21 protein-coding genes are annotated in these 25208 nt (G+C 63.8%); 15 read left to right on the forward strand and 6 right to left on the reverse strand.

Features of this window, described 5'->3' with window-relative positions:
• Window positions 1–86: 86 nt before the first annotated feature.
• Window positions 87–854, reverse strand: coding sequence for an ABC transporter substrate-binding protein (locus HKD46_RS05765; RefSeq protein WP_052814336.1), 768 nt, complete (start codon window positions 852–854; stop codon window positions 87–89).
• 309 nt (window positions 855–1163) lie between these two features.
• Here HKD46_RS05765 and HKD46_RS05770 point away from each other — a divergent pair, with 309 nt between their 5' ends.
• The 5 genes from HKD46_RS05770 to HKD46_RS05790 all read left to right on the forward strand — a co-directional run bounded on the left by HKD46_RS05770 (window position 1164) and on the right by HKD46_RS05790 (window position 6687).
• Complete coding sequence (locus HKD46_RS05770) at window positions 1164–1709, forward strand: hypothetical protein (RefSeq protein WP_104454569.1); 546 nt, start codon at window positions 1164–1166, stop codon at window positions 1707–1709.
• 57 nt (window positions 1710–1766) lie between these two features.
• The gene (locus tag HKD46_RS05775) at window positions 1767–2825 is read left to right on the forward strand and encodes a glycosyltransferase family 2 protein (RefSeq protein ID WP_102948805.1); all 1059 of its coding nucleotides are present in this window, start codon (window positions 1767–1769) and stop codon (window positions 2823–2825) included.
• Complete coding sequence (locus HKD46_RS05780) at window positions 2822–3193, forward strand: GtrA family protein (protein WP_010673439.1); 372 nt, start codon at window positions 2822–2824, stop codon at window positions 3191–3193. The genes HKD46_RS05775 and HKD46_RS05780 overlap by 4 nt, the downstream gene beginning before the upstream one ends.
• On the forward strand, window positions 3193–4359 hold the full coding sequence (locus HKD46_RS05785) for a membrane protein (protein WP_029313951.1): 1167 nt from the start codon (window positions 3193–3195) through the stop codon (window positions 4357–4359). Before HKD46_RS05780 ends, HKD46_RS05785 begins: the two co-directional genes overlap by 1 nt.
• A gap of 207 nt (window positions 4360–4566) precedes the next feature.
• Complete coding sequence (locus HKD46_RS05790) at window positions 4567–6687, forward strand: alpha-amylase (RefSeq protein ID WP_171865018.1); 2121 nt, start codon at window positions 4567–4569, stop codon at window positions 6685–6687.
• 66 nt (window positions 6688–6753) lie between these two features.
• Here the strand turns inward: HKD46_RS05790 and HKD46_RS05795 are convergent, their stop codons facing one another.
• Entirely contained in the window at window positions 6754–7380 is a 627-nt protein-coding gene (locus tag HKD46_RS05795; protein ID WP_010673436.1) for a glutathione S-transferase, read from the reverse strand.
• A gap of 158 nt (window positions 7381–7538) precedes the next feature.
• Between HKD46_RS05795 and HKD46_RS05800 the strand changes: the two genes are divergently transcribed.
• From HKD46_RS05800 to HKD46_RS05815, 4 genes are all read left to right on the forward strand, one after another.
• Window positions 7539–8183 carry a response regulator transcription factor gene (locus tag HKD46_RS05800; protein ID WP_045523565.1) on the forward strand — a complete coding sequence of 215 codons (645 nt, stop codon included), beginning with the start codon at window positions 7539–7541 and terminating at the stop codon, window positions 8181–8183.
• A 143-nt stretch (window positions 8184–8326) separates the two neighbouring features.
• Window positions 8327–8908, forward strand: a complete 582-nt coding sequence (locus HKD46_RS05805; protein ID WP_042864251.1) for a TetR/AcrR family transcriptional regulator — start codon at window positions 8327–8329, stop codon at window positions 8906–8908.
• Window positions 8909–8980: 72 nt separating this feature from the next.
• Window positions 8981–9838, forward strand: coding sequence for an alpha/beta hydrolase (locus tag HKD46_RS05810; RefSeq protein WP_171865019.1), 858 nt, complete (start codon window positions 8981–8983; stop codon window positions 9836–9838).
• A 117-nt stretch (window positions 9839–9955) separates the two neighbouring features.
• Window positions 9956–11116, forward strand: coding sequence for a patatin-like phospholipase family protein (locus tag HKD46_RS05815; RefSeq protein WP_053288144.1), 1161 nt, complete (start codon window positions 9956–9958; stop codon window positions 11114–11116).
• A 27-nt stretch (window positions 11117–11143) separates the two neighbouring features.
• Here HKD46_RS05815 and HKD46_RS05820 read toward each other — a convergent pair whose 3' ends face one another.
• Window positions 11144–13096 (reverse strand): monovalent cation:proton antiporter family protein, encoded by a 1953-nt coding sequence (locus HKD46_RS05820; RefSeq protein ID WP_171865020.1) that lies wholly within the window; start codon window positions 13094–13096, stop codon window positions 11144–11146.
• 187 nt (window positions 13097–13283) lie between these two features.
• Here HKD46_RS05820 and HKD46_RS05825 point away from each other — a divergent pair, with 187 nt between their 5' ends.
• On the forward strand, window positions 13284–14210 hold the full coding sequence (locus HKD46_RS05825) for a GGDEF domain-containing protein (RefSeq protein ID WP_039039444.1): 927 nt from the start codon (window positions 13284–13286) through the stop codon (window positions 14208–14210).
• Window positions 14211–14252: 42 nt separating this feature from the next.
• Here the strand turns inward: HKD46_RS05825 and tilS are convergent, their stop codons facing one another.
• The gene (gene tilS / locus HKD46_RS05830) at window positions 14253–15587 is read right to left on the reverse strand and encodes a tRNA lysidine(34) synthetase TilS (RefSeq protein ID WP_171865021.1); all 1335 of its coding nucleotides are present in this window, start codon (window positions 15585–15587) and stop codon (window positions 14253–14255) included.
• Window positions 15588–15716: 129 nt separating this feature from the next.
• Here tilS and HKD46_RS05835 point away from each other — a divergent pair, with 129 nt between their 5' ends.
• The 4 genes from HKD46_RS05835 to HKD46_RS05850 all read left to right on the forward strand — a co-directional run bounded on the left by HKD46_RS05835 (window position 15717) and on the right by HKD46_RS05850 (window position 20984).
• Complete coding sequence (locus tag HKD46_RS05835; protein ID WP_171865022.1) at window positions 15717–17747, forward strand: M13 family metallopeptidase; 2031 nt, start codon at window positions 15717–15719, stop codon at window positions 17745–17747.
• Window positions 17748–17859: 112 nt separating this feature from the next.
• Window positions 17860–18297: a PliI family lysozyme inhibitor of I-type lysozyme gene (locus HKD46_RS05840; RefSeq protein ID WP_042883192.1), complete on the forward strand. Its 438-nt coding sequence runs from the start codon at window positions 17860–17862 to the stop codon at window positions 18295–18297.
• 350 nt (window positions 18298–18647) lie between these two features.
• Window positions 18648–20375: an ABC-F family ATP-binding cassette domain-containing protein gene (locus HKD46_RS05845; RefSeq protein WP_171865023.1), complete on the forward strand. Its 1728-nt coding sequence runs from the start codon at window positions 18648–18650 to the stop codon at window positions 20373–20375.
• A gap of 72 nt (window positions 20376–20447) precedes the next feature.
• Window positions 20448–20984, forward strand: a complete 537-nt coding sequence (locus HKD46_RS05850) for a GNAT family N-acetyltransferase (RefSeq protein WP_113069825.1) — start codon at window positions 20448–20450, stop codon at window positions 20982–20984.
• A gap of 43 nt (window positions 20985–21027) precedes the next feature.
• Here HKD46_RS05850 and yjeH read toward each other — a convergent pair whose 3' ends face one another.
• Together yjeH and HKD46_RS05860 are read right to left on the reverse strand one after the other, a co-directional pair.
• Window positions 21028–22308, reverse strand: a complete 1281-nt coding sequence (gene yjeH, locus HKD46_RS05855) for an L-methionine/branched-chain amino acid transporter (RefSeq protein WP_041211297.1) — start codon at window positions 22306–22308, stop codon at window positions 21028–21030.
• A 125-nt stretch (window positions 22309–22433) separates the two neighbouring features.
• Window positions 22434–23726, reverse strand: a complete 1293-nt coding sequence (locus HKD46_RS05860; RefSeq protein ID WP_049636279.1) for an HAAAP family serine/threonine permease — start codon at window positions 23724–23726, stop codon at window positions 22434–22436.
• 496 nt (window positions 23727–24222) lie between these two features.
• Here HKD46_RS05860 and HKD46_RS05865 point away from each other — a divergent pair, with 496 nt between their 5' ends.
• A complete protein-coding gene (locus tag HKD46_RS05865) occupies window positions 24223–25128 on the forward strand; it encodes a LysR family transcriptional regulator (protein ID WP_102949239.1) in 906 nt (301 codons plus the stop codon).
• The last annotated feature ends 80 nt before the right edge of the window (window positions 25129–25208 follow it).

The following is a 25208-nucleotide window of genomic DNA, read 5'->3' on the forward strand; positions in this document are numbered from 1 at the left end:
TTACCACGCTTGCCTCAAATCGGTTCATTTCGGCCTGTCAGGCGCGACGGTCAGGACCCCATGATGCGTGAATGCCGACGACTTTGCTAGCGGACGGAGGTGTAACGACGCCAGATGAGTTCCTGCTCCCCGCTGTCGCCGACGGCCACTATCGCCTCGTTGAACCGCGCTACGAATTCCCCGGACAGGGTCTTCTTGCTCAACATGAAAAAGGTGGGCGTCTCATGGATCGCCATGGTGTGGGGGACGACCGCATCCGACAGCCCCTCTCTCTTCAGACCCCAGGGCGTGGCCAGACTATCCCCGAGAAAACCGTCTATCCGCCCAAGCAGCAGCTTGCGATAGTTTTGCACATCGTTGACCTCGCTCACCTGGTTGCGGTATCGCTGCAGAACCTTGGTGATTTCCGGGCCGTAATAGTAGTCCCTGGTCACACCGAGGCGATGCCCGTGGGCCAGCCAGCTCGCCAGATCCGACTCCTCCCCGGTACCGGATTTGCGTACCCAGAGCGATGTCCGGCCCGGGTTGTAGGGGATGGAGAACCAGGCATAACGCGCCCTGTCATCGGCAAAATACGCCTCCATCACGATGTCCAGCCGACCCCTCTCAAGATCGTGCAACCCCCGCTTCCAGGGACGCTCCACATAGACCAGATGACAACCCAGCCGATTCGACACGGCATTGAGGTAGTCGACCGCAAATCCACGCAGTTCCCGACGTGCTCCCTCTTGCTGGTAATAGTGGTATGGGGGCCAGTCATCGAAACCGACGCGAAGGGGGGAGGAGCAGAACGATTGCGCCCACAACGGTTGGAGGGGCAGACAGCAGAGCACACACAGAGAGAAGAGTCTCATGGGTCATCCTTGACAACGGGACAGGCCATCTTAATTCTGCCCGGGTGAAATGGCGACAGATCCTGCCACAACAAAGCACAATATCAGCCGTTTGCCTGATGCGCCCCAGGTGGCGGCAGACAGGTTGGCGCCGAAAAAGCCACAATCAAGAAGAGGAAGCAAACGACCCCAAAGCCCCTTGGTAAGCAGGGTGATTGAGGGTTAATATGTGAGCAAATATATTTTTGTGATCCACTATGCTTTTTTTGCAATTGGATTAGCATATGCGCGAAATCTGCCTATCAATCTGTCGGGCGTCGAGTGAGTAATATGACCTACAAAAAGTTCGGTTTTCTGGCTGCCATCCTGGCACTGAGCGGTTTCTACCTTTATACCCTCTATCTGGCCGCTCACCCCAACGTGAGCCTGGCTTACAAGCTCTATTACCTGGAAGGCAAGACCCGTTTCTGGGAGCACAACTCCAGCATGACCCTCCAGCCTGGCAACGAACTCAACCTGACCAAGCCGAGCCGCTTCCTCTCAAGCGAAGGCTGGGCCAAGAAGCCCAGCGAGCAAGGCACCGAGCTGAGCGGTCAGGGCGGTCTCTATTTCGTGCTGCCCAAGCAGCAGGCCCAGCCGGAGCAGCTCACCATCCAGGCCAGGATCAACAGCCCTCAGGCTGGCACCCTGCTCAAGGTGGCGCTGGGTCATGATTTCACCACCACGGTCAAGCTGGCCAAGGCGGGCATCAACGAGATCCGCCTCAGCCTGCCGGGCGACTCCCTGACCGCCGATCCCAAGCGTCCCAACTTCCTGGCGCTCTCCGCTCCGACACCGCTCAACGTCCAGTCCGTGCGGCTGACCGTGGCTCAGTGAAGCGGAATGCCCCAAGCATCTGTTCCGTAAAATAATTCTTTCAATAAGGAAGTTCCCATGTCCCGTGCCGATTTTCGACTCTCTCTGGTCGTTCCCGTTTACAACGAGGAAGAGAGCATAGACGCCTTCATCAGCGCGATAGATACCGAACTGGCCCCGCTCAAAGACCAGCTTGAAATCGTGTTCGTCAACGATGGCAGCCGTGACCGCACCCGTGAGGTGGTCGAGCAGGCCATCGCCCGGGATCCCCGTGTGACCCTGGTCAACCTGGCCCGCAACTTCGGCAAGGAAGCGGCCATGACCGCTGGCCTGCACCAGGCCAAGGGCGACGCCATCGTCCCCATGGACGTGGACCTGCAGGATCCCCCCTCTCTCATTCTGGAGTTCGTCAAGCTGTGGCAGACCGGTGACTATGACACCGTCTACGGCATCCGGGTGGATCGCAGCGCCGACACCCCGATGAAACGCCTGACCGCCGGTGGCTTCTACCGTTTCTTCAACGCCCTCTCCACCAGCACCAAGCTGCCGGAGAACGCCGGTGACTTCCGCCTCATCGATCGCAAGGTGGTCGAGGCCATCAAGCAGTTGCCGGAGCGCAACCGCTTCATGAAGGGGCTGTTCGCCTGGGCCGGTTTTCGCGCCGTCGGCGTTCCCTACGAGCGCCCGGCCCGCCATGCAGGCGAAACCAAGTTCAACTACTGGAAGCTGTGGAACTTCGCCCTTGACGGCCTGATGAGCTTCTCCAGCTGGCCGCTGCGGGTGTGGAGCTACATCGGGGTCGGTGTCTCCTTCATCGCCTTCCTCTATATCCTCAAGATCATCACCCAGGTGCTCTTCTTCGGCATCGACGTGCCCGGTTACGCCTCCCTGATGTCGGTCATGCTGTTCCTCGGCGGCATCCAGCTGCTGTCGCTGGGCATCATCGGTGAGTACATCGGCCGCATGTTCGTGGAGGTGAAACAGCGCCCCGTCTACCTCATCGAAGGGGTCTACGGCCAGTACGCCAAGCAGGATGAAGAGCAGAAGCAGGAAGTGCCCACCGCCAGCAAGAAGGGCGCTGGCAAGAAGGCCGCCGCGAAAGCCGCTGATGATCAGCAGGAGCAGGCGTCTCAATGATCTCCCGCGAGGAATTCTGGCGGCTGGTTCGCTTCGGTTTTGTCGGCGGGGGGGCCACCCTCGTCGATCTGGGTACCTCCATCGCCCTGTTTCATACCTGGCCGGCCATCTCCGAGCACCTGGTCACTACCCTGGCCTTTGCCGTGGCGTTCTGGTTCTCGTTCTTCGGCCATCGCTACATCACCTTCCAGAAACAGGGTGCCGCCAGCAAGTTCCTGCTGGTTGCCCTCTTCTCGCTGGCGGTGCGTAATCTCATCCTGAGCGGTTTGCTGTTTGCCGGTCTCTCCGGCCTGTTGCCGGTGGTGATCGCCACCCTGACCGTCACCGTGCTCACCTACGTTCTCTCCCGTATCTGGGTTTTTGCCTGATGAATGATATGACCAATACCGCCCCGTCAACCGGGGCTGCACTCCCCTATCGCCCGTCACTGCGCATCAGCGGCCGCGACTGGCTGATGATCGTCGCCGCCTTCGTACTGAGCCGGGTGGCGCTCTATGGCATGGGCTATTTCGGCGTCCAGCTCTATGGCGCCACCGACATCGGACCGCTGCAAGCCTACTGCCAGTTCGACTGCGTCTGGTTCCAGCGCATCATCGAGAATGGTTACGACCTCTATCCACGCTGGTTGAGCAAGGGCAATGCGGCGAACTGGGCCTTCATGCCCCTCTATCCCATGCTGGCCGGCGGTCTCTCCAGCCTGTTTGACATGGAGAGCCTCATCGGCCTGATGCTGGTGGCCAACATCGCCTTCTTCATCAGCCTGCCCCTGATGCTGCTGGTGCTGCGCCAGCTCAAGCTGGGGGACGACACCGCCCGCTTCGGGGTCTGGCTGCTGGCCTTCTCCCCCTTCTCCGCCTATTTCGTCTCCGGCTATACCGAGCCCATGTTCATGGCCTTGATGCTGGGAATGTTCCTGTTCGCCTACCGCGAACAGTGGCTTATGGTCGCCTTCCTCGGCATCTTCATCTCCGCCACCCGCAACCTGGGGGTGATGATGGTATTCCCGGTGTTGATCCTGGCCCTGCAAGCCTACGGCTGGCGCGAGTTCTTCCGCTTCACCGAGCGGGCCTTCAAGGTGGTGTTCACCCTCTGGCTCATTCCCCTCGGCCTCTTCTCCTACATGGTCTATCTCTATCACCTCACCGGGGATGCCCTGGCCTTCAAGCACATCCAGGTGGCCTGGGGCCGCTATATGGACAGCCCCCTGGACTGGTGGCTGAGCGGCTTCGAGCTGGGGGGGCGCAAGGCCTATCTCTCCATCATGGTGATCTTCGGCTGGTGCCTGAATGGCTACCTGTTCAGCCAGAAACGCTGGGCCGAAGCGACCCTGATGTTCATCTGCTGCACCATCCCCCTGATGACCGGCCTCAACGCCATGCCCCGCTACATGTTCGGCCTCTATCCGACCCTGCTGGCCATCGTGCTGCTGGCCCATCGCTGGCCTGCCATCCGCCCTGCGGTGCTCTGCATCAGCGGCATGGTTGCCTCCTTCATTGCGGTGGCCTTCGTCAACTTCAAGTTCTTCACCGTGTGACGCCACCCCGAATGCCTACAAGCCGGTCAACTGACCGGCTTTTTTCATGGCCGCGACACCCGGTTCACACTTTTCCATTCTTGAAAACGTAACCATTTGAACTGACGTCACAAATCGGTATTTTACCGGTCCAAGCCTGCCCCAGCGCGCCCTAGAATGAGTGCCTTAACGGACCCTGCTCCTCACACTCTGCTCAAGGAATGGCTTATGCGTCTCTCTTCGCGCCCCGCTCTTCGCCCATCACCCCTGTGGCTGGCCGTGCTCGCCACACCGCTGTTCATCGGTCAGGCGATGGCGGCCCCCGAGGTCTATCTCCATGTGGATGGCAAACCGGTGGCCGAGGCGCTGACGCTGGACAAGGGCACCGTCACCCTGACCCACAGACTGGACAAGGGGAGCCACCAGATCCGCATCAGCGATGCGGGCAACAGCTGCGGCACCAGCTTCGGGCCAACCGAGGCCAGGCCCCTTCCCTTCGGCACCGCCCAGCCCATGGACAAGTGCAGCAAGGGGACAGACTTCAATCTGAGGGTGATGCTGGCGGGGGACTACGAGTTCACCTTCAACCCCGATACCCCCAGCCTCAAGGTGTTGCGGGCAACCAAAAAGAGCGAGTTCAAACGCCAGCCTCCGGAAGAGCCCTGCATCAGCTGGGATGGCGGCCCGGTTACGACATCACTCAAGGGCGTCTGGCCCGACGGCACCCGGTTGCGGGATGCCTACTCGGGACAGGAAGCCGTGGTCAAAGGCGGCAAGATCACCCTGACACCGAGCAAGGAGAGCGGCGGCCTGCTGCTGCTCGAGCCGGTCAAGGCCGCCAAGCCTGCTCCCTTCAGCTGGGATCAGGCGAGCGTCTATTTTCTGCTGACCGACCGCTTCCACAACGGCGATCCCGCCAATGATCACAGCTTCGGTCGTCAGAAGGATGGTCAGGACGAAGTGGCCACCTGGCATGGCGGTGACTTCAAGGGGCTGACCGAGAAGCTCGACTACATCAAGCAACTCGGCATCAACGCCATCTGGATCACCCCCATGGTGGAACAGGTCCACGGCTTCATCGGCGGTGGCGAACAGGGGAACTTCCCCTTCTACGCCTACCACGGCTACTGGGCGCTCGACTTCACCAAGATAGATCCCAACTACGGCGACGAAGATAGCCTGAAAACCCTGGTGGACGAGGCCCACAAGCGCGGCATGCGGATCATCCTCGACGTGGTGATGAACCACGCAGGCTACGCCACCCTCGCCGACTTGCAGGATCTGGGGCTCACCGATCTCACCCAGAACACCGGCAAGCTGCCGAGTCGCTGGAACGAATGGCGCCCGAGCGGCGGCCTCAACTGGCATGGCTACAACCAGTTCATCGACTACCAGTCATCCCACTGGGACAAGTGGTGGGGCCCTGACTGGGTACGGGCCGGCCTGCCCGGCTACCCGCAACCCGGCACTGACGACGTCACCGGCTCGGTGGCGGGACTGCCGGACTTCCTGACCGAATCCACCAGATCGGTGGGGCTGCCACCGCTGCTCGCTGCCAAAAAAGACACCAGGGCCAAGGCCCTGCCCAACGCCACCGTGAGCGATTACCTCATTGCCTGGCACACCGACTGGGTGCGCCGCTTCGGCATCGACGGCTTCCGTGCCGACACCGTCAAGCACCTGGAGCCCGCGGTCTGGGCCAGGCTCAAGCAGGCGGGCACCGACGCGCTCAAGGAGTGGAAGGCCGCCAACCCGGGCAAGGCCCTCGATGACCTTCCCTTCTACATGGTGGGCGAGGTGTGGGATCACGGGGTCGCCAAGGACTTCTGGTACCAGCACGGCTTCGATTCCCTGATCAACTTCGACTACCAGCGTGAATTCGCCCTGCCCCAGGCCCAGTGCATGGCGGGGGCAGAGCCCACCTATGCGAGCTACGCCAGCCGCATCAACCAGGATCCCGAGTTCAACGTGCTGAGCTACATCAGCTCCCACGACACCAAGCTCTTCTTCGGCGACTACCAGGACGTGGCGCTGCAACGGCGGGTGGCCAACAGCTTCATGCTGCTGCCGGGGGGCATCCAGATCTACTATGGCGACGAGTCCGGCCGGGGACTGGCCAAGGATGGGGGCGTGTTCGATCAGAGCGTGCGCTCGGACATGAACTGGCAGGAGCTGGCGAGTGGCGAGAAGGCGGAGCTGGTCAAGCACTGGCAACGGCTCGGCCAGTTCCGTGCCGCCCACCCTGCCATCGCGGCGGGCAGCCACAAGAAGATTTCCGATGCCCCCTACGGCTTCGTGCGGGAGAAAGGAGAAGACAAAGTGGTCGTGGTCTTCGCGGGTCGGCAGTAATAGCGACCTGGCCTGAATAAAAAGGGGAGCCGATGGCTCCCCTTTTTTGTCTTGCAGACGCCCGCATCAATCAGACTGGCGGGCCGCCTTTGGCCACTGCAACCTCGCCCTGAGCAGGGTTTCCTGCCACAGGGGCCAGGCCAGCAAGGCCTGCTGATAGGCGCCAGCCTGACCGGGCAGCGAAATGCCATAGCTTGCCAGTCGATAGGCCATCACCGCATAGAAGGCATCCAGAATGCTCGCCTCGTCGAAATAGAAGGGCCCCCGCGCCTGGGACCAGAGGGTCTGCAACCGGGCCAGCTCGTCGATGACCTCCACCGGCGGTTCACTCTGGGTGGGCGCCCCCAGGAAGAAGGGCAGCAGGGTGCGGATCTGGCGAAAACCGGCGTGCAGCTCGGCGCACAGGCTGCGGGCCAGGGCCCGTTCGGCCTTGTCCACCGGATAAAGGTGACGCTCCGGGCAGCACTCGTGGAGATATTCGGCGATGGCCAGAGAGTCGTGAATACGCAGCTCACCGTCGTCGAGCCAGGGCACCAGGCCGGCGGGGGCCGTGCGCTTGAGCCGTTGCAGCTCCTTGGCATCTTCCAGATCGAAGACCTGCTCCTGCCACTTGAGCCCGCTCATGGCCAGCACCAGCGCCGTTCTCATTGCCCAGGTGGAGCCCGTGCCCACCGTCAAAACCAGGGATCCCATCGATTGCCTCCTGCATGGGTAGTTTACTGGCCATCCCGCCGGCCCCGTGGCACGACATCCGATGACCACCTCACATTTGCGTACTGGCGGGTTTGACCCACTTGGGTAGCAGTGCTAGTTTGATTTTTCAAAACAATCAGTTAGCAACAATGTGAGCTATGGACAGCCAATTTACCATCGTCATCGCAGATGACCACCCCCTGTTTCGGGGCGCCCTCTATCAAGCGGTGCACATGGCCATCGACGACGCCAGATTGCTGGAGGCTGACTCCATCGACAGCCTGAGCCACCTGCTCGATGAACATCCCGACGTCGACCTGCTGCTGCTGGATCTCAAGATGCCGGGGGCCAACGGCTTCGAGGGGCTGGCCTATCTGCGCGGACATCACCCGGATCTCCCCATCGTCGTGGTCTCGGCCTCCGAGGATCCCGCCATCATCCAGCAGGTGCTGCGCCTGGGCGCGCTCGGCTTCATTCCCAAGTCCGTCCCCATGAAAGAGCTGGTCAGCGCCCTCAATACGGTGATCGGGGGGGACAACTGGGTGCCGGAAGGCATCTCCCTCCATCCCGAGCCCAGCGAAGGGCCCGATTTCGCCACCAAGCTGGCCAGCCTCACCCCCCAGCAATACAAGGTGCTCATCATGTTGCGGGATGGCAGCCTCAACAAACAGATCGCCTGGGAGCTCAACGTCTCCGAGGCGACCATCAAGGCCCATATCACCGCGATTTTCCGCAAACTCGGGGTCAAGAACCGCACCCAGGCGGTCATCGCCCTGCAGCAAATGGGCATCAAGGACGACTGAGCTCGTCCCCGGCTGGCTTGTATCGAGCCAGCCCCCCTCTCTGGCACCCCGCGGCAGCCGGAAACGGCCTCCCTGCACCATTTGCGGCTCGACAATTAGCACGGTCGTACTTTATGCTGCCAGCCCAGAGAGAGGAGAGCCGGATGAGCAAGGGACGTCTGACCCGCGACACCATTTTGCAGACTGCATTCGAGCAGGCGAGCCAGCAGGGGCTGGAGAGCCTCACCATAGGCTCCCTCGCAACGGCTTGCGAGATGTCAAAAAGCGGTCTGTTCGCCCACTTCCAGTCCCGTGACAACCTGCAGATCGCCGTGCTCACCCATTCCGCCGAGGTATTTCGGGAGCGGGTGATCCAGCCGGTGCGCCAACAGGGACACGCCACCCAGCAGGAGAAACTGCTCGCCCTGTTGCAGGCCTGGCTGGCCTGGAACCAGAGTTTTGCCGGCCGCTGCATGTTCCTCGATGCCTGGACCTCCGCCCAGGAGGGTGAGGTCCAGCAGGCGGCACGCGAGCTGGTCCGTTTCTGGCTCGACTACCTGGCACGCCAGGTAGTGCAGGGGCAGGCCAGAGGGGAGTGGCGCAGCGATCTCGACCCCTGGCGCGCCGTCTATCGCCTCTATGGCCTCTATCTCGGGGATCAGGTGTTCCATGCCCTGGGGCTCAGCGAGGATCCGGCCCGCCACTTCTGGCCCGAGGTGGAACAATTGCTGGCCAGCTGGCGCTGACCCGACGGGCTCTTCCTTTTAAAAATTCGCAAAAAAGCACGACCGTTCGCACACAAAAGACACAGGATGACCATGAGCAGCAAGATCTACTTCAACACACGCCGCTTCAGCCCGAGCAAGTTGCTGCTGGGCCTCGGCACCCGCCTGCATCACGTGCTCGCGCCCACCCACGCCAAGCGCACCGCCAGCAAGCTGCTGCTCACCCCGCAGCGGGCGACCCGGGGCGTCGCAGCCCCGACCGGCCTGGTCGAGCAGGCCATCCACACCAGTGAAGGGACCCTGATGAGCTACCGGCTCGGGCAGGGGCCGGTCTGGCTGTTGATGCACGGCTGGTCAGGCAGTGCCAGCCAGTTCTATCCGTTGATGAGCCACATCGCCGCCCAGGGCTATACGGCCCTCGCCTACGATCACCCCGCCCACGGCCGGAGCGAAGGGAACAGGGGTCACCTGCCCCGCTTCGTGCGCGCTTTCGACGAGATCCTCGAGCGAGTCGGCCCCGTCCAGGGCGTCATCACCCACAGCATGGGGGGCGCCGTCACCCTCAGCAGCCGTCACCCGGCAATCAATACGCTGCCGCTGCTGCTCATCTCCCCGGTGCTCGACTACGTGCCCCAGCTCTACGGCATGGTGGCGCGCTCCGGCTACTCCATCCGGCTGTTCGATGCGGTGGTCAAGGAGATAGAACACGAATACCAGCACCCGCTCAGCACGGTTGACCCCCTTGGCCGGCTCGCCCGGCGCAGCGGCGCCGCCCTCATCGTTCACGATGAGGAAGACCGCTTCGCCCCCCACCGGGACTCCCTGCGCGCGGCCCAGGATGGCAGAACCCGGCTGGTGAGCACCCGGGGGCTCGGCCATGGCCGTATTCTGGCAAGCCCTCCAGCCTTCGCCGCCTTCGATCAACTGAGCCAGACGCCTTTGGCAAACTGAAAATGAAACGGGCCGCAAAAATTGAGCGTGCGGCCCATTTTTATCCGGTATACAACGTCTTATAGTTGAATTGCGCGGTGGCAACCCGCCCTGGCGATCACGATAAGGCGCACCCTCATGGCCAGACCCAATACTGCTCTTCTGCTGACTGGTGGTGGTGCCCGCGCCGCCTATCAGGTCGGCGTACTCAAGGCGGTGGCCGAACTCTACCCCCGCAACATCGGCATCCCCTTCCCCATTTTGTGCGGCACCTCGGCGGGGGCTCTCAACATCACGGCGCTGGCGTGCTACGCCTCCTGTTTCCATCTGGGGGTGCGCAAGCTGGAGTGGGTCTGGCGACGATTCGAGACCCACCACATCTTCGACTTCCACCCTTGCCAACTGCTGTGGCGCACCCTCTATCAGGGCTCTGCCGGCCTCATCACCCCCCAGAGCAACCGAGCCTTTCACCTGTTTGACAACGCCCCCCTGCGCCGTCTGCTGGATCAGCTCATCGACTATCACCGCATCGATGACAACATTCTCTACGGCAGCCTGGAGGCCATCGCCATCACGGCCTCCGACTATGATGACGGCCTCTCCACCACCTTCTTCCAGGGGCGGGCCGAACATCAGCCCTGGGAGCGCGCCAGACGACGTGGCCTGCGTACCCTGCTCACCTCGGATCACCTGCTGGCCTCGTCGGCGCTGCCCTTTGTCTTTCCCGCCACCCCCATCGGCGATCGCGTCTACGGGGATGGCTCCATCCACCAGTTGAGCCCGCTCAGCCCCGCCATCCACCTGGGGGCGGAGCGGATCCTGCTGGTGACCCTGGACTCCCCTCACAGGGAGAACCCGACTCCCCGCCAGGGGCACCTGACCAGCTCCAACATCGCGAGCCATCTGCTCAACACCGTCTTCTCCGACACCCTCAATTCGGATCTGGAGCGGCTCGGGCGCATCAACCAGACCCTTTCCCTCATTCCAGCACGGGAGCGCAGCCGACTGAAACTGCGCCAGGTGGAGACCTGCGTGATCCGCCCCAGCCAGGATCTCGACCTCATCGCCCTCGAATACCTCCCACGGTTGCCGACCCAGCTGCGCCGTCTGCTGCGGGTGCTCGGGGTCAACGGCGAAGAGAGCAGCAGCCTGGCCAGCTTCCTGATGTTTGACCCCGGCTATTGCCAGCGGCTCATCAAGCTGGGATACCAGGACGCGCTGGATCACCGCCAGCGCATCGAGGCCTTCCTCGACCTGCCGGGCAGCGGGAGGCAGCAGCAGTTTCGCGAAGAGGCCTGAGGGGCCTTATCCCATGGCAAGGAGATCCTAGCGTCCCTCCAGCAGGCGCTGCTCCGCCTGTTCCATGGCCACGGCCGTGCCGAAGAGCACCAGGGTATCTCCCGCCGCCAGCACCAGCTCGCGCCTGGGATCCAGGCTGCGCTCCCCGCGATGAATCGCCTTGATGCGCACCTCTCCCAGGGCGAGATCCCGTACCCTGTGTCCCACCGCCCAGGCCTGGTCGTGCAGCAGCACGGGATGCAGCCGCTCGAGCTGTTGATCCGTCTCCAGATTGCCCGCACTCTTGCCGCCCCAGTAGAAACCGTGCAAAAAGCGATACTGGCTGCTGCGCTCGTGCTCCATGCGCCGGATCACCCGGCCGATGGGAATGTCGCAGTTGAGCAGCAGGTGGGAGACCAGCATCAGGGCTCCCTCCTGGGATTCGGGGATCACCTCGAAGGCGCCGGCCTGCTTGTAGTGTTCAAGGAAACTGTCATCCCGGGTACGCACCAGCACCTTGATCTCCCCCGCCAGATCCCGGATCAGCGTCAGCATGGCATCGACCCGCTTTTGATCGTCGAAGGTGATGATCACCAGCCGCGCCCGCAACAGACCGGCCGCCAGCAGGATGTCGCGCCGGCTGGCATCGCCGAACGCCACCTGCTCCCCCGCGAGCTTCGCCTCACTCACCCGCTCGGGATCGAGATCCAGGGCCAGGAAAGGTATCTCTTCGAGCTTGAGAAAGCGGGCACAGGTTTGGCCGGTGCGTCCGAACCCGGCGATGATGACGTGCTGGTGTTTGCTCAGGCCCGACTGGGCCACCTCGGCGCGAGAGAGCAGGGCACTGTCGGTGAGGGAGTGGGCAAGCCCCAGCGCCCGCAACACCAGCCAGGGGGTGAGGGCGATGGAGATGACACCGATGCCGATGAGCAGAGAGACCAGCTGGTGATCCAGCAAGCCGTGATGACTCGCCAGCGCCAGCAGCACAAAACCGAACTCCCCGACCTGGCTCAACATGATGCCAGCGGCCATGGCGTCGCGCTTGCGCTCCCCCATCAGGCGGCCCGCCAGCAATATCAGCAGCGACTTGCACAGGATGAGCCCCGTCACACAGGCCAGCACCTGCCACCAGGCGTCCGCCACCAGCGCCCAGTCCATGGTCATGCCGATGGTAATGAAGAAGAGCCCCATCAACACGTCGCGAAACGGCTTGATGTCCACTTCGAGCTGATGACGATAGTGGGACTCCCCCAGCATCATGCCCGCCAGGAAGGCACCGAGCGCCATGGAGAGCCCCATCCACTGGGTCAGGGAGGCCGCCAGCAATGCCACCAGCAGGGCACTCAGTACGAAGAGTTCGTCTGAACGTGCGCGCGCCACCTCGAAAAACAGCATGGGCAGCAGCCACTTCCCCACCGCCAGCAGCACGGAGAGCGCAAACAACCCCTTGAGGGAGGCCCAGGCGACCTCCGCCAGCAGGGCGCTGCCCTGCACCTCGGGCTGGGCCAGGATGGGGATCATCACCAGCAGGGGCACCACGGCGAGATCCTGGAACAGCAGCACGCTCACCCCGAGCTGGGCTCGCCGGGTATGGAGCTGCTTGAGCTCGCCGAGCTGCTTGATCACCACGGCGGTGGAGGAGAGCGCCAGGGTGCCTGATACCACCAGCGCCTGGGCCAGGCTCAGCCCCCACCACCAGCCGAGCCCGAAAAACAGCAGTGAGGTGAGCAGCACCTGCAGGCTGCCGACCCCCAGCACCAGCTTGCGCATGGCGAGCAGACGCGGCAGGGAGAACTCGAGCCCGAGGGAGAACATCAGGAACACGATGCCAAGCTCCCCTATGGTCTGCATCATGGCCTGACCCGTGACGATGGCCACGCCGTGGGGGCCGAGCAGCATGCCGGCAAACAGATAGGCAAGGATCACCGGCTGGCCGAGGCGCCGGAAAATGGCCACCAGCACAACGGCGAAGATCAGCAGGATCAACACATCGGCGTACACCCATCCCTCTCCTTCATCTGCCCGGCGCCCTCTTCCCTGCAAGCACAGCGCCCGCTCCCCATATGGCACGCCACTCGCTCAGCGGCAGGGATTTCCCCTCCCGTTTCATCCCGTTAAGCCTAGCCAGCCCCCTTGTTTTTCATCGGACATATTTTAGGCACAGGGCTTGCAAGAGCCTGCGCAATGAATGGAGAGGTGTAAGGGCTGTAACGTGGAAAACACATCGTCATTGAACGGCTTCGGACATGGCATAGAGCAGTGGGTACAGCAGATGGAGCGGCTTGCGCCCTTGACCGGGCAGGACCGCTATCAGCAGATAGAGCAGTTGCTGGGGCAACGGGATCTTGACGCCCTGCTGGCAATCTTTGCCGAGCGGGTGGCAAACATTGTCCGGATCCACTCGCTCCAGTTCGACTGTGGCCAGCCCCATCCTCTCATCTCGCACCCGCCCCAGGCCAGGCTGACCCTGCATGCCTATCGCTTCGAGCTGCGGGGACGACACGAGCAGTTGCTCGGCCAGTTGCACTACGAGCTGGAGCACCCTCTGAGCGACGGCCAGAGGCGGTTGCTTGAGCAATATCATCAGCTGTTCAGCCTCCCCCTGCCCCTCTATCTTCGGCTGGATCGGCTGGAGCAGCAGGTGCGGCTCGACCACCTGACCGGGCTTGGCAATCGCGCCTACTTCGACGAGGCCATTGGCCGTGCGGTGGAGCAACACAGCCGGGAACCCCACGGCCTGGTGCTGGTGCTGCTGGATCTCGACAGATTCAAGCAGGTCAATGACACCTGGGGCCACCCGGTGGGCGACCTGGTGCTAAGCCGCTTCGCCCAGTTGCTGCAGGGGTGCATTCGCGGGACGGATCAGGCGTTTCGCCTCGGCGGGGACGAGTTTGCCCTGCTGCTGCAACCCGCGGACCCCGAGGCCTGGCGCCCGGTCTGGCTGCGGTTGCAACATGTGCTCCACAGCCACAAGGAGCTCAGCGCCTTCTCTGTGGGGTGCAGCCTGGGAGCCGCCAGTTGGCAGTCGGGCATGGATGTGCAGCGCCTCTACGAGACGGCCGATACCCATCTCTACGCCCGCAAGAAAGCCGGGGGCTCCGGCCTGCCCGAATAGGGCATCCCCCTTCCCCTCCCGGCCCCCTGTCACTCTGCGATGTCAATCCGCATCCTGGGGGACGGGGGGCCGCCACTCCCACGCCACCCCCTCTTCTGGCGCCAGAAATCCGTCGCAGACAAAGAGCCCGGCCACCAGTGCCACCTGTTCACCGTAGTAGAGGATGGGAATGCGCCCCCGCTGCCAGGAGGGCACCCCGTACTCTTGCAGCAGCTTCTTGAGCCGCCGGCTGCCCACCCGCCCCACCGGTTTCAGCATGACGCCGGGGGCGACCTGAAAACGCACCGAGAGCGGCTCGTCCCCCCTCGGTGTCCGCAACCCTTCACCATCCGTTCTCCAGAGCCTGAACTGCCCGAGCCCGTCCGGCAGGGTGAGCGTCTCTTCCATCCCGATGGGCAGCACCTCCTCGCGGGGGGCGAGATCCGGCGCCACCAAGTACAGGCGCCCCTGATAGCGGCGGCACGCCAACCCTTGCAGGCTCAGCCTGGGGTTGGCGTCATCGCGCGCCAGCGCCACCTCCTGCCACAGCAGGCCCAGCAGCTCGCGAGAGGGCATCTCCCCCCCCTGGCGGCGGATCCAGTGGCGCAGCAGGTTGTTGCGCCGCACGGGGGAGAGGGAGAGGAGTCCGTCAATGCGCAGCCCTTCTCCCTCACCCACCGCCTGCCAGTCCGCCTCGGCCAGCTCGCTGATGAGCGCCTCCTGCTCGGCGCACAGAGCCATGGTGCGCGCCGTCGTCCGGGCCATGGCGGGCCAGCGGTCCTTGAGCAGGGGGATGATCTGCTGGCGCAGGAAGTTGCGGTCATAGCTCGGGTCCTCGTTGCTCTCATCCTCAACCCAGCCATAAGGAAGTGACTGCGCGGCTTCCGCCAGCTCGGCCCGGCTCATGTCGAGCAAGGGGCGCAACAGATGGCCTGCGGCAAAAGGCTGGCTCGCCACCATGCCCGCCAGTCCGCGCAGACCGGTACCCCGCTTGAGCGCCAGCAGCAGGGTCTCCAGCTGATCGTCCTGATGGTGAGCGGTGAGCAGCCACTCCCCCTCCCCCAGGTGGGCGGCGAGTCGCTCATAACGCGCCGCCCGCGCCTGGGCCTCCAGGCTCTCCCCGTTGCCTCGACAGAGCTGCACCCGCTCCACGATGAGGGGCACCGCCAGTTGCCGGCACACCCCTTCGCAGTGAGCCACCCAGTCGTCGGCATGTGGGCTCAGGCCGTGATGAACGTGCAGGGCGTTCAGGGCGAGGCCGTGGGCGCGGGCAAAACGGGCCGCCAGCACCAGCAAGACGGTGGAGTCGAGCCCGCCGCTGAAAGCCACCAGCAGACCGCGGGAACCTTCCGGCGTGGGCAGGGTCTGACAAAAACGAGAATAAATACGAGAAATCATAGGCTTCCCCAATACGACCAGGCCGATCTTAGCAGAGTCGGGCTTATCAAGCGCTAACCCGGCTGCTAGAGTGAATCGCTCCCTGCGTGGGCAAGGAAGCCATATAACCCGAATTGGAATAAAACCATAATGAACAACAAGAAACACATCCTGGCCACCCTCGTCGGGCTGGCCCTGCTGGCCGGTTGCAGTCAGGCACCGAGCCAACCGGACAAACACTCCGGCCTTGCGCTGGCCAACATGGACACCAGCGTCAAGCCTGGTGACGACTTCTTCCGCTACGTGAACGGCCACTGGCTCGCCACGGCCAAGATCCCCGATGACAGGCCCGCCGACGGCGCCTTCTACCTGCTGCGGGACAAATCCCTGGCGGACGTGCGGGTGCTGGTGGAGGGGCTGGATGGCAAAGCCGCCGCCGGTACCCCGGCCCAGCAGATCCACGACCTCTACCAGAGCTATCTGGATCAGGCCGCCCGCAACGCCAAGGGCACCACTCCCCTGCTGCCAATGCTGAGCGAGATAGAGCAGATCAGCACGCCGCAGGATCTCGCCCGCGCCTTCGCCCAGAGCGCCCGCACCGGTGGCGGCTCCCCCTTCGGTTTCTGGATTGACGCCGACGCCAAGGCCCCTGACAGCTATGCCGTCTACCTCTACCAGGCCGGCCTCGGCCTGCCGGATCGGGACTACTACCTCAAGCGCGACCCCAACAGCCAGGCGCTGCTGCACAAGTACGAGCAGCACATCGCCGCCATGCTGGCCCGCTTCGGTGAGACGGATGCCCAGGGCAAGGCGAAACGCATCCTGGCCCTCGAGACCAGGCTCGCCCAGATCCAGTGGGACAACGTGGCCCTGCGAGACAGAGAGAAGAACTACAACAAGGGCCCGGTGAGCGAGCTGGGGCGCCTCGCCCCCGCCATCGACTGGAACGCCTACCTGGCCCAGGCCGGCCTTGCGGGGCAACAGAGCCTGGTCATCGGCCAGCCGAGCTACCTCTCGGCCCTGAACGAGGTGATGCAGCAGACCCCGGTCGCTGACTGGCAGGCCTACCTCAAGTGGCAGCTCATCACCGATTACGCCCCCTACCTCGACAGCCAGACCGATGCCCAGAATTTTGCCTTCTTCGGCACCGCTCTTAGCGGCACGCCCAAGCAGCGCGCCCCCTGGGAGCGGGCCCTTGGGGTGCTGGACAACAACCTTGGGGAGGCGGTGGGCAAGCTCTATGTCGAGCGCTACTTCCCGCCAGCGGCCAAGGCCCGTATGGAGCAGCTGGTGGAGAACCTGCGCACCGCCTACGGCCAGAGCATCCAGGAGCTGGACTGGATGTCCCCGGCCACCAAGACCCAGGCCCTCGAGAAGCTCGCCAAGTTCAGACCCAAGATCGGCTACCCGGACAAATGGAAGGACTACAGCGCCATCACCATTCGCCCCGACGATCTGGTGGGCAACCTGCAGCGGGCCCGCGCCTTCGAATACGCTGACAACCTGGCTCGCCTCGGCAAGCCGGTCGATCGGGACGAGTGGCACATGTCGCCCCAGACGGTGAACGCCTACTACAACCCGAGCAACAACGAGATCGTCTTCCCGGCCGCCATTTTGCAGCCCCCCTTCTTCGACATGACGGCGGACGATGCGGTCAACTACGGCGCCATCGGTGGGGTGATCGGCCACGAGATGGGCCACGGTTTTGATGATCAGGGGGCCAAATCCGACGGTGACGGCGTGATGCGCGACTGGTGGACGCCGGCGGATCTCAAGGAGTTTCGCTTTCGCACCAGCCGGCTGGTGGCCCAGTACAACCGCTTCGAGCCCATCAAGGGCCAGTACGTCAACGGCCAGTTTACCCTGGGGGAGAACATCGGCGATCTCGGCGGCCTCACCATCGCCCACAAGGCCTACCTGCTCTCCCTGGATGGCAAGGAGGCCCCGGTGCTGGACGGTTTTACCGGCGAGCAGCGCTTCTTCCTCGGCTGGGCCCAGGTGTGGAAGGGCATGTATCGCCCCGAGCTGATGCAGATGCTGCTCGCCTCGGATCCCCACTCGCCGCCGGAATACCGGGTCAACGGCGTGGTACCGAACATCCCCGCCTTCTACGAGGCGTTCAAGATCCAGCCCGGCGACAAGCTCTATCTGGACCCGGCCAAACGGGTCAAGATATGGTGATGACAACCCGGGCAGGGGGCGGCCGACCAGCGGCACCCTGCCCGCTTCCGACGTGGCAGGGAAGCGTCCCCTGCCCGTCACAGACACACAAGCAGCAACAAGGGTCCTCTCCATGAAAGCCTTATTCCTTACTCTCGGCCTGCTCACCCTGCCCCTCGCCAGCCAGGCGGCGGACGGCTTCTTCAAACAGCTGACACTCCCCTCCGGCCAGGTGGTGACCGTCAGCGAAGGGCGCGGCGAGCCTGCCTCCACCGGCAGCTACGACGTGCGCCTCTACTCCGGTGCCAACCCGCAGTTTCCGCTGGATCAGTTCATCGACGGCAAGGTGCTGCCGCGCGATGGCAGCATCAAGGAGCTCAAGCTGCTGGATCTCAACGGCGACAAGCAGCCTGAAGTCATCGTCGTGGTGGAGAGCGCCGGCAGCGGCAGCTACCTGAGCGCCGACGCCCTCACCATCAATCCCCAGGAGGGGCTGGAGAGCTTCAACCACGTAGAGGGACTGGCCCCCAGTGACGATGTGATTGAGGCCCTCAAGACCCCCCGCGACTGACCCCCCACGCCCCGTATCACGGGGCGTTTTTTTACCCCGCGCCTCCCGATGCGGTGCCCACGGCCCCCCACAGGGCGGATGGACGACTGTTTTTTTCTGTGCCTATAATCGCCGCACCCTGCCATAACGAAACACAAGGAGGTAAAAAATGGTTATCCAAGCGTGTCCGATGTTCTCGGCTCGCCTGTTCGGCACATTCAAGTGCTCTTGCCTGCATACCATCGCGCTGCGATAGCGGGTTCGAGCAAAGCCGACTCCCTTCCATACCGAGACCTTTCTCGACTTTGCCGTTGTCGCCAGCGCTCCTGATGACAGGGATTTCCCATCCCGCGATTTAAGAGAGCAAGAGCATGACAACCCTGATGAGTACCCATTCCCTGCAGATGAGTGCGGGGCACCTTCCCTTATTTGACCATCTCGAACTCGGCATTCGCGCAGGCGACCGGCTCGGCCTGATTGGCGCCAACGGCTGCGGCAAGAGCACATTGCTCGCGCTGCTGGCGGGCGAGCGCACGCCTCAGGCCGGCCGGGTCGTGCAGGCCGCCGCCTGCCGCTGCGAGTTCGTGGCCCAGCAACTGCCCGCCGGGCTTTCCACCCTCAGCACCCGCGCCGTGCTGCTGGATGCCCTGGGCAACGACCCCGCCGCCGAATGGCAGGTGGACAAGTTGCTGGCCTATCTGCAGCTGGAGGCTCAGGCCACGTTGCCGGTCAGTGCGCTGAGCGGTGGCCAGCACAGCCGGCTGCAGATAGGCCACGCCCTGCTGCGCCAACCCAACCTGCTGCTGCTCGATGAGCCCAGCAACCACCTGGACTTGCCCGCCCTGCTCTGGCTCGAGCAGTTTCTGCTGGGCTGGCGCGGCGCCTTCGTGCTGGTCTCCCACGACGCTCGCCTGCTGGACCGCGTTACGGATCAGACCCTGATCCTGCGAGATGGCCAGTTGCACCGCTTCGCCCTGCCCTGCAGCCAGGCCAGGGCGGCGCTGGCTGCCGAGGATGAGCAGGCCCGCCTGCGCCGGGCGGATGAGCAAAAGGAGATCGACCGCCTGAGCGCCAGCAGCAAGCGCCTCGCCATCTGGGGGCGGGAGCATGACAACGAGAAGCTGGTGCGCCAGGCCAAGTCCATGGAAAAGCGCATCGCCCGCCTGCAGGAGGAGCAGAGCCAGGTGGCGGCGCTGGCCCCCTGGCGGCTCGAGCTGCGCGGAGTGAGCCTGCCTGCCGACACCCTGCTGCGACTGGAGGCCCTCGACGTATCGCCGGCACCGGCACTGCCGCCGCTGCTGCGTGCCGAGGGGCTCTGGCTGCGAGCGGGGGACAGGGTTGCCCTACTCGGTGCCAACGGCACCGGCAAGTCCTCCCTGCTGCGCCAGTGCTGGCGCGAACTGACCATGCAGAGTCCGCAGGCGGGCTGGTACTGCCACCCCGGCGCCAGCATCGCCTATTACGATCAGTCCCTGCAGCAGCTGGCTGACGACGCCACCCTGAGCGACGCGCTGTACCCCCTGGCCCCTCTGCCTGAGGTGACGCGGCGACAGGCGCTGATCCGGGCGGGCTTCCCCTATGCCCGCCACGGCCAGCAGGTGCACACCCTGAGCGGGGGCGAGCGGGCACGGTTGCTGTTCCTCGCCCTGTCCCTCGGCAGCCACCACATGCTCTGGCTCGACGAACCCACCAATCACCTGGATCTGGCGGGCAAGGAGGAGCTGGCCGACGCCATTGCGGCCTTCCCCGGGGGCGTGCTGCTGGTCTCCCACGACCGGGAGCTGATCGAGCGCAGTTGCAACCGCTTCTGGCTGATACAGGACGGGCGCATCCAGGAGGCCCACAGTGCCGAGCGGGCCTATGCCGAGCTGCTGGGCGATGCCCCCTTGCCGCAGGCGGGCAGCCCGGCTCGATCAGGTGACCCGCAGACCGCGGCCGCCACGGGGGATGACGAAGAGGCGCTGCTGGCGCGCTGGTATGAGCTCGATGCCCTGCTCGCCGCCGATCTGGCCCGCAAGCCCAGGCACCAGACCCCGCGCCTGCAGCAGCAGTGGCGTGACGAGCTGGCGCGCCTTGCCGAGCGGCTCGGGTTTGCCTGACGCCAGCCCGGCTCATCCATCTCTTATGACGCAACACACGCGGCCAGCCACGGCTGGCCGCAAGGAGTCATCATGACATCAGCACCACCCCACATCAGGCTGGATCCCGTCACCGACACCGACCTGCCTCACATCTATCGCGGCCTCTCCGATCCCCGGGTCGTCGCCTACTACGGCGTCAGCTACGACAGCCTGGCGGCATGCCGGGCACAGATGGATTGGTATGCCGAGCTGACCCGTACCGGCCGTGGCGCCTGGCACCTCATTCGCGACCGGCACACGGGCGAGCCGCTGGGGGCCATCGGCTACAACGATGCCGACCCGACTCACCGGTGTGCCGAGCTGGGCTACTGGCTCTATCCCGAACACTGGGGCAAGGGGGTGATGAGCGCGGCGCTGCAACTCTGGCTCCCGCTCACTTACCGCACCACCGACCTGCACCGGCTGCTGGCGGTGGTGGAGGAGCCCAACCTCCCCTCCGCCCGCCTGCTGGAGCGGGCCGGTTTTCACTACGAGGGCACGGCGCGTGAGTGCGAGCGCAAGGGGGATGGCTTCATCTCCCTGCGCCACTACGCCATCTTGCGCAGCGACCTGCCCGCCAGCCTGTGACCCGCAACAACAAGCCCCGCACTGCGGGGCTTTTTTTCGGGAGTTACTTGATGGCGCAGACACCCTCATCGGACGCCGAGCGGCGGCGTCTGCGCCGCCACAGGGAGAAGCCGCCATACCCCAAGCTCAGCACGACGGCATAGAGCACCTGGGTAGCGAGGGCCAGCAGCACCAGGGTGCAGAGCAGCACGCTGAGGCCCGCCAGCCCCTTGCCGGTCCCCGACAACAAGCGCCAGCCGGCCGCCATGCAGAGCAGATAGACCAGCACGAAGTTGCCGTTGGCGTAGCGGATCAGCGCATCGAGGGGCAGACGCAGCCAGAGGATCAGGGTGATGGAGACGAAACAGATGGCGAGCACCCAGGCAAGGGCATGCAGGGGAGCGCCCCGGGCCGAGAGGCGAGAGAGGGAGACCGGCAGTTTGCCCTCCCGCGCCATGCTCCAGATAAGGCGCGCAAAACCTTGCAGGTAGATGTTGATGCTGGCGAAGCAGGAGAGATAGCCCAGCACCGCCACCAGCCACTTGGCGGTGGGGCCGAACAACAGGGAGAGCAGGGCCGGAATGGCGGTGGCATTGGTCGCCTCGTCCCCGTAGAGGTCATATTTGAGCACCACCAGCGAGTGCACCCAGTAGATGAGCCCCGCCAGCAGCACGCCCCCCAGCAGGGCAAGGGGGTAGTCCCGCTCTGGCCGCTTGAACTCCTCCCCCATGTGGGCGAAGGCCTCGAGCCCCACGAAACACCAGAACATCACCGCCAGCGCCGAGCCCATGGCGGGCCATTCGCTCGCCGTTGGCAGAGGCTGGGCGGCATCGCGCCAGCTGAGATCCCCCTTGACCCAGATAAGCAGGGTGAGCCCCAGAATGGCCAGGGCGATCAGCAGTTGCAGGTTGCCGGAGGAGCGCGCTCCCCGCAGCCCCAGCAGAAAGACCCCGAGCAGGGTGAGCAGCTGGATGCCCCAGAGGGTCCACTCCCCCATGTCGAACAGGGCGTGCCAGAAACCGGCGGCGATGGTGAGGGCGGCAGGCAGGCCCACCGGCAGCACCGCCAGAAACAGGAAAGCGGAGAAGCGCTCGGCGCCGTTGCCAAAGGCGAGGCCAATCAGATGGGGCGCGCCACCCGCGTGGGGATAACGCCGCCCGAGGCGGGCGAAGGTAAAGGCGATGGGCAGCACCAGGGCAATCAGCAGCAACCAGGCCCACAGCGACGCCCCTCCCGCCAGCGAGGCGGCGGTGGCCGGTACCACGAAGATCCCGGTACCGAGCAGGGAGGTGGCGAGCAGCCCCATCCCCTGCCAGAGCCCGAGATCCTTTTTCAACCCAGACATATCCTGTTGTCCCGTCTAGAAAAACATCCCGCCATGTTAGGCCGCCACCACCGCTTTGTTAAGCATTTGTGCCCATAAAAAAACCGCCCCGGGGGGCGGCTTTCTCACAGGGATGAACGCTGTCATCAGGCAATCAGCTTGTAGATGATGCCGGACATGGCGATGAGGCCGATGAGGGTGACGAAGCCGTTGCTGAGGTTGCCGGCATATTTGCGCATGGCCGGCACCTTGGCGATGGCGTACATCGGCATCAGGAAGAGCAGCATGGCGATGATGGGGCCGCCCAGATCTTCAATCATGCCGAGGATGCTCGGGTTGATGGTGGCCACGGCCCAGGTGGTCAGGATCATGAAGACCGCGGTCACCTTGTTCAGCTGCTTGACGTCGACGTTCTTGCCCTTCTCGCGCAGGGACTTGGCCATCAGGCCGTTCATGCCCTCTTGCGCACCCAGGTAGTGACCCAGGAAGGACTTGCTGATGGCAACCATGGCGATGAGCGGTGCCACGGTGGCGATCACCGGGTTGTCGAAGTGGTTGGCCAGGTAGGAGAGGATGGAGATGTTCTGCTCCTTGGCCGCCGCCAGGTCAGCCGGGGAGAGGCTCAGCACGCAGCTGAACACGAAGAACATTACCGTCATCACCATCATGACGTGGGCGCCCAGCAGGATGTTGCTGCACTTCTTCTCGGCGTTGGCGCCGTAGCGGCCTTTGTTGTCCACCGCGAAGGAGGAGATGATCGGGGAGTGGTTGAAGGAGAACACCATCACCGGGATGGCCAGCCACAGGGTCTTGATGAAGTCGCCGTTGAAGGCCTCACCCAGCGCAGGGGCTTCGGTGATGATGGCACCGTTCCAGTGCGGGATCAGGTAGAGCGCCAGGCCCATCAGGGTGACCACGAACGGGAAGACCAGCACGCTCATCGCCTTGACGATGACCTGGCCGCCCAGGCGAACGATCGCCATCAGACCCAGGATCAGCACCAGGGAGAGGATGGCACGGGGAGGTGCCGTCATGCCCAGCTGGTGCACCATCAGGCTCTCGACGGTGTTGGTAATGGCCACGGAGTACATCAGCAGGATGGGGTAGATGGCGAAGAAGTAGAGCAGGGTGATGAACTTGCCTGCGGTCTTGCCGAAGTGCTCTTCCACCACCTCGGTGATGTCGCCGTCACGGGTGGAGCCGGACAGCACGAAGCGGGTCAGGCCACGGTGGGCGAAGAAGGTCAGCGGCAGGGCCAGGATCAGCATGGCGACCAGCGGCCACAGGCCACCGACACCGGCATTGATCGGCAGGAAGAGGACACCGGCGCCGATGGCGGTACCGTACAGACCCAGCATCCAGACCACGTCGGCCTTGTTGATGCCACGGGAGGAGGCTTTGCTCAAGCTGCCTTCAACTGCAATGTTCATGTCAGACATAGGGGTGTTCCTGTCATCAAGGAAAGTGGGATCTTAACTTGTCAGTGGGCCTGGGCCCGGTTCCTTTCCCTGGAACTCCAGCTATTCGTCCTGTTTGTTCCTCCGCCCCGGCCATCCGGCCGCCACTCCCTGTGGCAACCTGATTGCAACAAACACGGGCGGGGAGTCGTAATACAGAGGGGATCGTGCTCGCTCGTTAACAACGGGATAACGCTCACCTCATCCGATGAGATGACTCTAGTTAAAAGGCCCTATTAATCACAGCGTTTTTTTGAATTAATCAACCAAAGTTTGATTGGAATCGCCTTTCCGTCGCTTCAGATCACACTTGAATCGCCATATTGCGATTTTTTTTTAACATATAAACTTTTTGATGTGATCCACCTCACCCTTGAAACGCGCAACAATTTTGTCACAATCCCCTCATTGCCCCCCGATTGTCTCCCGTCGCCCCATGGCGTACCCTTTGTGTCCGCCCCTTTTCTGCGTACCGACCATGACCCTCTCCCGCACCGATCTCGCCGAGCTGGCCGTGTTTGCCGCCGTCGCCCGTCACCGCAGTTTCAGCAAGGCCGCCCTCGAGCTCGGGGTCTCCGCCTCGGCCCTGAGTCATGCCCTCAAAGGGCTGGAGAGTCGCCTGGCCGTCAGGCTGCTCAATCGCAGCACCCGGGCCGTGGTGCCGACCGAGGCGGGCGAACGGCTGCTGGCCCAGGTACTGCCGACCCTGGGGCAACTGGAGACGGCACTGGCGGAGCTGACGCGCCACGCGGGCGAACCCGTGGGCAGGCTCAGGCTCTGTGCCCCCCGAGCCGCCATCCAGGAGGTGCTGGCCCCGGTGCTCATCGACTATCTGGTGCGCTACCCGCGCATGCAGGTGGAGGTGGAGGAGCTGGAGCTGATGCCCCGCCTCATCGAGGATGGCTACGACGCCGCCCTCTTCTACGGCGACCTGCTGCCCCAGGAGATGATCTCGGTTCCCCTGGGCCCGCAGCAGCGCTATCTGGTGGTGGGCTCCCCCGACTATCTGGCACGGCGTGGCACCCCTCGCCACCCCTCGGATCTGCGCCAGCACGACTGCATCGGTTATCGGCTCACGCCCCATCACCACTATCGCTGGGCCTTTGCCGCCGAGGGGGAACTGCTGGAGATCGAAGTGACGGGCCCGCTCACCACCAGCACGCCCGCGCTCTACCTGGGGGCGGCCGAGGCGGGGCTCGGGCTCGCCTACTGCCACGAAGGGGAGGTGTTCGACGCCCTGGCATCGGGGCGGCTGGTGAGCGTGCTGGATGACTGGAGCCCCAGCTTTGCCGGGTTCAACCTCTTCTATCCGGGCCGGCACCAGCTGGGGCAAGGGCTGCGAGCCCTGATCGACATGCTGAAGGAGTATCACAGGATCCGCTGATTGATGAAATACATTCAGCAATTCATCAAATGAAAGCCTGATTATCAATTAAACCATAAGAAACTAGACTGTCTGCTCGA

Origin of the sequence: Aeromonas sp. TW 6, from assembly GCF_013168745.1 — a bacterium.
Taxonomy (GTDB): domain Bacteria; phylum Pseudomonadota; class Gammaproteobacteria; order Enterobacterales; family Aeromonadaceae; genus Aeromonas; species Aeromonas caviae.